General features: G+C 36.6%; 8 protein-coding genes and 3 pseudogenes. 5 read left to right on the top strand and 6 right to left on the bottom strand.

What is annotated here, in order from left to right:
- Positions 1-27 precede the first annotated feature (27 nt).
- From G4D61_RS12530 to G4D61_RS12545, 4 genes are all read left to right on the top strand, one after another.
- Positions 28-1,200 carry an acetyl-CoA C-acetyltransferase gene (locus G4D61_RS12530; protein WP_025728539.1) on the top strand — a complete coding sequence of 391 codons (1,173 nt, stop codon included), beginning with the start codon at positions 28-30 and terminating at the stop codon, positions 1,198-1,200.
- Between the two features lie 323 nt (positions 1,201-1,523).
- A complete protein-coding gene (locus G4D61_RS12535; RefSeq protein ID WP_025728541.1) occupies positions 1,524-2,846 on the top strand; it encodes a gluconate:H+ symporter in 1,323 nt (440 codons plus the stop codon).
- A gap of 297 nt (positions 2,847-3,143) precedes the next feature.
- Positions 3,144-3,551 carry an MFS transporter gene (locus G4D61_RS12540; RefSeq protein WP_163174089.1) on the top strand — a complete coding sequence of 136 codons (408 nt, stop codon included), beginning with the start codon at positions 3,144-3,146 and terminating at the stop codon, positions 3,549-3,551.
- Between the two features lie 15 nt (positions 3,552-3,566).
- Positions 3,567-4,541, top strand: a complete 975-nt coding sequence (locus tag G4D61_RS12545; protein ID WP_025728545.1) for an SMP-30/gluconolactonase/LRE family protein — start codon at positions 3,567-3,569, stop codon at positions 4,539-4,541.
- A gap of 535 nt (positions 4,542-5,076) precedes the next feature.
- On the opposite strand, the pseudogene G4D61_RS18225 reads toward G4D61_RS12545, so the two are convergent.
- From G4D61_RS18225 to G4D61_RS12575, 6 genes and pseudogenes are all read right to left on the bottom strand, one after another.
- Positions 5,077-5,199, bottom strand: a pseudogene (locus G4D61_RS18225) (tyrosine-type recombinase/integrase); the annotation flags it as partial.
- Positions 5,200-5,347: 148 nt separating this feature from the next.
- Positions 5,348-5,500 (bottom strand): annotated as a pseudogene (locus G4D61_RS12555) (helix-turn-helix domain-containing protein); the annotation flags it as partial.
- Position 5,501: 1 nt separating this feature from the next.
- Positions 5,502-5,890, bottom strand: a pseudogene (locus tag G4D61_RS12560) (DUF2975 domain-containing protein).
- Between the two features lie 135 nt (positions 5,891-6,025).
- Positions 6,026-6,508, bottom strand: coding sequence for a DUF2975 domain-containing protein (locus G4D61_RS12565; protein WP_025728549.1), 483 nt, complete (start codon positions 6,506-6,508; stop codon positions 6,026-6,028).
- 291 nt (positions 6,509-6,799) lie between these two features.
- A complete protein-coding gene (locus G4D61_RS12570; RefSeq protein ID WP_155918439.1) occupies positions 6,800-6,943 on the bottom strand; it encodes a hypothetical protein in 144 nt (47 codons plus the stop codon).
- A 183-nt stretch (positions 6,944-7,126) separates the two neighbouring features.
- Positions 7,127-8,200 carry a DUF3900 domain-containing protein gene (locus G4D61_RS12575; protein ID WP_163174091.1) on the bottom strand — a complete coding sequence of 358 codons (1,074 nt, stop codon included), beginning with the start codon at positions 8,198-8,200 and terminating at the stop codon, positions 7,127-7,129.
- Between the two features lie 187 nt (positions 8,201-8,387).
- Here G4D61_RS12575 and G4D61_RS12580 point away from each other — a divergent pair, with 187 nt between their 5' ends.
- Positions 8,388-9,212, top strand: a complete 825-nt coding sequence (locus G4D61_RS12580; protein WP_025728554.1) for a hypothetical protein — start codon at positions 8,388-8,390, stop codon at positions 9,210-9,212.
- The last annotated feature ends 364 nt before the right edge of the window (positions 9,213-9,576 follow it).

The raw sequence follows: 9,576 nt of genomic DNA on the forward strand, positions 1-9,576 counted from the left end.
ATTACGCTTCAAAAGGAGGAATTATTAATGAATGAGATATTGATTTTAGAAGGAGCAAGAACGCCATTTGGTACTTTCGGCGGGTCATTAAAGGATACAGATTCTACACAACTTGGGGTGATAGCCAGCAAAGAGGCGTTAAAACGGAGCAATGTTGATGCAAAGGATATTGATTTAACAGTTGTTGGAAACGTGATTCATTCAGCTAAAAATTCACCTTATATTTCGAGGCACATCGCGTTGAATGTCGGTATACCTATTACAAGCCCTGCGTTAACGGTCAATCGACTATGCGGGTCAGGCCTTCAAGCTGTGGTTTCGGTCGGACAATCGATTCGCCTAGGTGAAGGTGAAACTGGACTTGCGGTAGGTTCAGAAAATATGAGTATGGCACCCTTTGCATTAAGAGGGAGTCGATTTGGAATGAAAAAGCCTGATTTAGACGATACATTATGGTCCGCATTAACAGATGAATTTACTGGAGAAGGTATGGGAATGACAGCTGAAAATCTATCAGACCAATATGAAATATCTCGAGAAGAGCAGGATCAATTTGCTTTGGAAAGCCATCTTCGTGCTGCGGATGCAAGAAAAAATGGAAGGCTTGCAGAAGAAATCGTCCCTGTTGAAATTCAAACGAAAAAAGGCATTTTGATAGTGGATCAAGATGAACATATTCGAGAGAACTCCACTATTGAAGGGCTTGCAAAGCTTCGTCCAGCCTTTAAAACAGATGGAACCGTGACGGCAGGAAATGCGAGTGGGATTAATGATGGTGCAGGTGCTGTCGTCCTTGCTTCTGAGACTTTCGTAAACAGCCACAATAGCAAGCCGATTGCCCGAATCGTTTCTTGGGGTGTAGCAGGGGTTGATCCTAGTATTATGGGAATTGGTCCTGTGCCTGCCATTCAAATGGCATTAAAAAGAGCGGATATGACGATACAAGATATCGATTTATTTGAAATTAATGAAGCGTTTGCCGCCCAATATCTTGCCGTAGAGAAAGAGTTAGGGCTTGATCGTTCAATTACAAATGTAAACGGAGGCGCTATAGCGCTTGGCCATCCTGTTGGAGCAAGTGGAACAAGAATTTTATATTCGTTGATTCTTGAATTGAAGCGTCGTCATAAAAAATATGGAGTTGCATCACTATGTATCGGCGGTGGCCAAGGAATAGCAACAGTAGTCGAAGTTTTTTAAATATTTACTGCGTTTTAAACGTCTAACTATTAGTGCCTTCTATTAGATAGAAGGCTCCTATGAAAATTTTCAATATTCAGTAATATAAGCAGTGAAGATCACAATCTATTTTATAAAAGTAGTAAAAACGAATGAATTTATTATCTATGATATCAATTATCCTGCTAATCATACAAAATATATTTGTAAGCGGTTTCTAATTGGCTAAAAATACCGCACATCGGTGTACAAATATTAGTTTAACTAATATGCTAAGCGCTATTTGCTTAATTCGAAGAAAGCAGAAATACATTTATTAATCGAGAATGGGAGTGTTTTATATTATGCCGCTTATAGCACTTGCTTCGGGGATACTTATATTATTTATTTTAATCATAGTCTTTAAGCTTAACGCTTTTCTATCTCTAATGATATCAGCAATATCTGTAGGACTTATCCAAGGGATGCCCCCATTAAAAATTGTTACATCAATTGAAACTGGACTTGGGGGAACTTTAGGACATTTAGCTATCATTATCGGCCTTGGTGCGATCTTTGGAAAAATAATATCAGAAGGTGGGGGAGCTCACAGAATTGCAAGCACTTTAATCAATATATTTGGTGAAAAAAGAGTCGATTGGGCGATTTGTGTTGCCTCATTTCTTTTGGGAGTTATATTATACTATGAAGTCAGTTACATTCTAATTATCCCAATCGTCTACACAGTAGCAATTGAAGCAAAAGTGAAACTGATGAAAGTTGGTATCCCGTTTCTGGCATCAATATCTATAGCACATGTCTTTTTACCACCACACCCAGGACCTACAGCAATTTCAGCAGCTTTAGGGGCAAATTTGGGGCTTGTTCTATTGTATGGAATTATTCTAGCGATTCCAGCCGCAGTTATTTTCGGACCACTATTCTCTAAATTATATAAAAACTGGAATATTGAAATACCAAAACATTTAGTAACCCAAAGAGAGTTCAACATGGATGAAGTACCGTCATTTTCAACTTCAATTCTAACAGCTGTGTTACCAGTTATTCTGATTTTGGTAGGAGTAATTGCGGAATTTTCACTTTCTAAAACCTCTATCATATATAAAATTTTAACCTTTATCGGTAATGCTGATATTGCATTGCTTATATCGCTTCTTATCGCGATTTATGTATTTGGTTTATATAGAAATCGAAAGCCGATGACTGACTTAATGAAAATTGTAGAACAATCATTAATCTCAATGGGCGGGATCATATTCATTCTCGGCGGTGGTGGTGCATTTAAGCAAGTCATTCTTGATAGCGGAATGGCAAATTACATCGCTGACTTTACTAGCGGCTGGAATATATCACCCTTTATATTAGCGTGGATTATTGCAGTGATCATTCGGATAGCGGTAGGATCTGCTACAGTAACAGTGTTGACTACCGCAGGAATTATGGTGCCAATTTTAAAGGCAACTGGTGTTAGCCCTGAGTTGATGGTACTTGCAATTGGAAGTGCTTCAATAGCTTGGGCGCCTCCAAGTGATGTGTCTTTCTGGATGACAAAAGAGTATTTTAATTTGTCAATTGGCCAAACAATCAAATCTGTATGTTTCATGTATACTATCGTAGCTATTTATGGACTACTTGGTGTATTAGCATTAAGCACGGTGGTTGGATAATCCTCTGTAGACTAGTTACGAATAACACTATTTTTAGTAAGCGCTTTAAAAAGAGCGTTGCTGAATTTTAAATAATAAACTTTATTTAGGAAGCAAAACATTAATGAGGACGTTTTCAAGGGCATTTATGGTGCCAAGTATTGATGTGTGGACTAGAAAAAGGCTGATTAAAATCGGCCTTTGTTTTTCATATTTAAATACGGTCCCCTCTTTAATGCATGGGGAACAGGGATCGGCGCTTTCGGGTATTTGGTTTCTGCATACTTAGGTAACAAATTTGGAAGACGTGAAATCATTTTGATTTGGTTCCTTTTAGGTGGAATTGCAGGGACATGTTTTGCTTTTGCCCTCCATACTGCTGGACAAATGTCATTTTGGTGGGCGATGTATTATTTCTTTACCGTAGGTCATACGGGGGCATTTATCCCTTATGTGATGGAGAGCTTTCCAACTCGTTCTAGAGGAACAGGTGCATCTTTTATTTCTTTTGCCACTTGGGGCGGATTATTACTTGCTGGTCTAACATCTCAATTTTTTGCTAGCCCATTTGGCGTGATCATTGCCACATTTCTGTGGCTTGGAATTGGTAGTTGGGTTGCCATATTGTTCAATCTTGGAACAAAAAGAGTAAAACTAGGTCTGGAAATGGAAGAAATTATTACGCGAGTACTTAATGACTATAATATTTCAAAACGATTCATCTGAAAGGAAATGATAAATATGAAAGAAAAGTCAATTCCAGCTTTAGTATACAATGAAGTCTCAGAAAAGGAAGTACCTATTTTGGCAGAAGAGAAAAATCTTCAAACGATAACTGCCGAACCATGGTTGAAAATATCTGACAAAGGAATGCAATTAGAGGGATTGTGCTTTGACCGCGAGAGTAATCTGTTTTTACTTGAAGTTTTTGGTGGTCAAGTATTTAAAGTTACTTTGCCAAAAAAAGAAATAACTACTATCGTAGGAGCAAATAATTTGAATCTCGCTGCGCTTAAAATTCATAAGGATGGAAGATTGTTTTTATGTGCGCTTGGTGATTTTGAATCTAAGGGCGGCATATTTTCAATCCAGCCTGATGGATCTAACATGGAGGTCATAATACCTGATAGTGCAGGATATTGTGTTGACGATTTAGTTTTTGATAGTAAAGGAGGATTTTATTTTACTGATTTTAGAGGACATTCTTCTAATCCAGTAGGAGGAGTATATTATGTGTCTCCTGATTTCCAGACGATTACACCAATCTTACAAAATATGGCAGGCCCGAATGGAGTCGCCTTAAGCGTAGATGAAAGACGTCTTTGGGTAGCAGAAACAAATGCGAATCGTTTGCACCATGTAGAGCTAATGGAAGATGGAGTGACAATCCCTCCATTTGGAGCATCAGTACCTTATCATTTTACTGGTTTATTAGGACCTGACTCATGCTGTATAGATAGTGATGATAATTTATATGTTGCGATGTATGAACAAGGAAGGGTATTAATCTTTAATAAGAAAGGTTATCCGATCGGTCAAATATTAATACCTGGCAGAGAATATGGTCATATGTTGCGTTCCACACATCCTGCTTTTATCCCGGGTACAGATCAATTGATCATATGTTCAAATGATGGAGATGGCGGCGAAGGATCATGGCTTTATACTGCTAAAGGTTTTGCCAAAGGGAAAATGGGGTACCAGTTTCAACAGTAAAGAAAGTTAAAGAGGGTATCGCTATGTGCGTTTTCATTGATCAGCTTTTTCATTATATTATGGAGCGCGATTCTAATTGAATCGTGCCATTTTTCATATGCATTTCTTCTACAATAGTTTAGTGGATTTATAAACGGTGAGATGACAGTATATTAATGCTTAATTATAAGAAAATCTATTTATGTAAGAAATCTGTTTAAGTGGGTTGAAAATGTTGATTTAACTGTATCTTGAGACTAAGAAATAGGGTACTGGTTTCCTCCGCGATCTTCAAAACCGCTTGAGACCTGCGTGCCAGGTCTGGTGAGTTCGATTCCCACGTAGTCCCGCCAACCCATTCATATCAAGGGTTTTAGAGAGTTTATATTGAAGTTAGACATAGGGTGAATTGTTCGCGAATAAGTGAAAATTACTCTTCTGGTAACAGGTTGGTCACAGCATTGTTTTTACATTTTACATAGGTTATTTTATGAGCTGCTCAAATTGCAGAGCGACTTCTTTTTGCATGTTTTGTAACATATGGGGGATGTGTCCATGTGATTCCTATTGTCGAATGTCCGAGACGTTCGGAAACTACTTTCAGATGTATACCTCCTTGAAGCATTAACGTTGCATGGGTATGTCTGAAATCGTGAAATCTTATATAAGGCAATCCGCTAGTCTCAACAACTTTCCAAAGTGTCTATGTATTTCTGGTGGTTGGATGGGCTTACCGTTCCGTTGAGCCAATACTAAATCTAAATCAAGGTACTCACTTCCAAACAAATCTTTGTCATTTGATTGGTAATTTAAATACGTTTACATCCTAATGTTGAAAAACGAACTGCTTTTGCTTTTCCATTCTTTAGAATAGAAAGATTTGCCATAGTAATTCCAACCCTCTCCGAAAGCTCCGTTACGCTCATTTTTCGTTTTACTAGCATCACATCAATATTAATAATAATTGTCATATCCTCCAACTTAGACCGTCAAATCATTTTCTGGTTTTATGTCAATCGCTTCTTGTAGAAGTCGTTGGAGGACAGCAGCGAAAACGGCAATAATGAACAAAGCAAAAATGATGATGATTCCTACTATTCCAATAGGAGGGTCAACTTTCTTCGCTATAAAAAGAAAGAGTGGCATTCCTAGCACATATATACCACTGATTGTCATTGCACAGTATTTTATATTCTTTAACGACTTTACAGATAACTCAGAGAATACCGTGTTCTCGTCAATGTATCGTAAAAGATTGAAAGGTTGATACAGAGCAAAGTAAAAAGGTACAGCCACTCCATACATCACGAAAAAACGAGATATTTCTTTGGGGCAAAATTTGGATACAATGTTACTGCAAAATTGGCCATATGGGGAACTAACAATAAACATAAAACACGAACTGGGATTACTATAATAAAAACACCTATTTTTAAAAAGAGTGTTGAAGCTTAAACTTGTTTCATAAAAAGTACCTCGTTAATTAAACTTTCTCAAACCGTTAATCATTTTTTTAACTTAATATCTGGGATATTGTTTAATGGTTTTTGAAGTACATCCACTATGGCTGCGAAGATACTTGTTGCTAAAATACCCATTAGACTTAGTGATATAGGACCTGCTGGGTCGTCTCCTGTGATTTTAGAAATCACCTTTAAACATATTATCATTAACACAATGAAGAAAATGGCTGTAAAAGCGCATTTTTTTATAACCTTTAAAGATTTAAGAGATAACTCGGAGAAAGCGTTGTTCCTTTCGATATAGGTTAATAGTTTATATACTTGATACAGCGTAAAAGAAAATGTAATACAGATTCCATACGCACATACTAAAAGGGGATAAAGCGAGTAATCTCCACCTGAATGTGCTTTTACATCTTTAATGGTTAACATAGGCATCCAAAAAATACACAAAGTAAGTACTGCAATTCCAACTAGAAAAATAATGACCTTTAAGAAAGTGCTAGAACCTCGTTTAACATTCATTTAAAATACCTCACTGAATTGTATTTAAATACATTTTAAATGATTATTTATCGTTTTACAATAAAATAATATCGTTTTCTATTATATTATTATTGTTAATGGAATATCCTTTTATTTTAAGTAAAAAATAAAGAACATTTCCCACTACAATAAATGCTCTTCCAACAATTTTATATCGGCTGGTCTTGTATTCTAAATCCTGAATCTTTTTTGGGGGATTCGCCAAACCATTGCAGAAAGGGGTACAACGATTAAATTAAATGAGGAGGGATTGACCTTTGAAATCCTAATTTAATAATTCAATAAATCTATATGATTTATAGCTATCCAGGCACTATAAGTAGGCGAATGTTTATCTTTAGCGCCTGGCATACTTAGGGTTTTTATAAAACGATGATGTTGTTTCACCATTTCTTCTGATATCAGTCTTTTCATATGAAAAACCACCTCTCTTTTTTACTAGAGAAGTGGTTAGAAGAATATTTCGATAACTTGGAATCCAGAATGCAAGCACTAGATCCGTCTTGTTATATTTCTTGGATAAAATAGTTGTCATAATATGTTTCGTTGGCCAGTTAATGAATACTTCAAGCCATTTATAATAGTTAAACATTATGTCTATCCTTGATATTGCGTTTTTATTCTAATTCTGCCAAGCACTTTCTCCAGTTCATCAGGCTTTAAAAATTCAATCGGTGAAAAGCCTTTTTCAAAAAGAATGGAATCTGATTCTATCACTGTGACATAGCGGTCGCCAATCTTTGTAATATGGACAGCCTGACCGAAATCAGAAAGCAGTCCACTTAATGAAATATGGTCCATCTTCATTTTTAGCTCTGCTTCTGGTGTATGTTCCACAATTTGTGCCGTGGCCTCCATTACTTGTTCGGTGGAAAGCCTTTCGTGCAGCTCCCGTTTTGGACTGGCTTCCCAAACTTCCATCTCCTGCTCAAATTCTTGAAATTCAGGACTGTTTTCATCAAGGATTTCATAAAAATGTTCCTCTATCATTGATTTCACTTGCGTTTTCATAATTTCCGGCATCGATTCGCCGTACTCAACAAATTTTAAAAATTCTTCAAAATAGCGGGCGTGGGAGGCTTGGTGAATTTTAAGTTCGCCTTCTTCGACCATCCCTTCTTCGGGCATATGCGGGTATTGGATTGATTTCATATTTTTCGTTGTGATTGCCATTTCAACAGTGCGAATGAGCGTTGAGGCATCGGTAATGGTCGCAACTTTAGGTTCAAAATCGCATTTCATAATAAAGAGAAAAGGTTCATCAAAATATTTCCTCATCTTTGCAGCAGCAATGAGGAAGGCACCGCCGCGGACAGCATTCGTATCTAAATATGTGCGAATGATTTCTTTGCTTGCGGTTGTAAAATGTTCCTTCGTTTCAGCAAAACGAGCCCGAGAGAAGAGATTATAATTTGGATTGGAATCTAGTTCATAGCCAGGCTCGACAATGAAATGTCCAAGTTTCGTAGGGACCTGTTCTGATTTTGGATGACGGTCAACTTTTCTTTTGACGATTTTCTCAAGCTCGCCATCAAGAAATTCTTTAAGATTGCTAGATTCATATTCTTCATTATTTAATGTTTGAAAATGCTTTGACTGTTTTCTTGCTTGGTCATCTTGACCTTCTACTTCAATCACGTAGAAGGAAATATAGTTGATTTGAAAATCCATATACTCACCTTTATATTCAAAAATAGAATCATATTCTATATTACTGGAATTGAGGGAATGAAACAATCGAAAGAAAGAATTCCGTATGATAGAATGAAAAAGATCATAAAGTTGAAAAAGTTAATGTTCAATCATATAATATTTGGTATTCGTTCAAGTATTTAAAGAGTTTTTGAAAGGAAGAGCCATGCTGGAAACGTTTTTACATATATTGTCATTAAGTATCATTGAATTGATTTCATTAGTAGGGGTAATGATTGTTGTTGGACTGCTATTAGGGTATTTAGAAATGTGGTCTTCACAAAATGTTGGCCGTGCGTTTGGCTGGAAGGGGATTATGATGACGGCCTGGTTTGGGACGCCAATTCATGAGCTAAGCCATGCATTCATGTGTGTCATTTTTCGCCATCGCATTACGGAAATAAAATTAATTCAATGGAAACGTGCTGACGGAGTGTTGGGATATGTTCGTCATGAATATAATCCGGGAAGCATTTACCAACGTGTTGGGAATTTTTTCATTGGTATTGCTCCTGTTATAGTCGGGATATTAGTGCTGATGTTTGGCATGTATGAGCTTTTACCGTCGTCATACGACCGTTTTATTGATACGGTTCATGCCAATATCGACTTATCACTTACTCCAAATGCTGGTGAGATTTTTCATATTATTGCGTTATCGATGGGGACGGTTATTACTAGCTTGTTTACATTAAATAATGTCTTGAATCCGCTATTTTGGGTGTATCTTATTTTAGCGATTTGCTTGTCTTCACATATTGCATTAAGCTCTGCTGATTTAAAAGGGGCTTATAATGGGATTATCGCAATCTTTATGGTAATTGTCGTGATCAATGCGTTTGCAATGTTTCTTAACTATGATACGCTTACGATTGTTGAAAAAGTTGCAAAATATAATATTTATGTGCTGGCATTTTCAAGCGTTGCGATCGTGTTTTCTTTTATTACATTATTAATTAGTTTGTTGCTTATAACGTTAAGAAGAAGGTAACAAGTAAAAGCTTTCGCTGTAGATCCCTTTCTAAAAGATTAAATAGATATTTGTCTTCTTAAAAAAGAGTCATTGATTTACGCTTCAGGATGCTCGCTGTACGCCTACGGGATCTCATCGATTCTGCTTCAGTCAATTTTATAATAATCATATTTCCGAAAATAGTTTTTTATCATATAAACGTAGAATATCATTTGATGTTAATATGTTTGGATAGGGGAATTAACTATCGAATCTTGATGGAAGAGAAATGAATGATCAATATTTTGGTTCTACGTCAAATGTTGGGGTATGAGCTCTCGCTCCTACCCCTAAATTACCGGAATTCCTTTAACCTTAAATTGATGATGTAATAAAACACGCA

Origin of the sequence: Heyndrickxia ginsengihumi (assembly GCF_011008565.1) — a bacterium.
Classification (GTDB): Bacteria; Bacillota; Bacilli; order Bacillales; family Bacillaceae_C; genus Weizmannia; species Weizmannia ginsengihumi.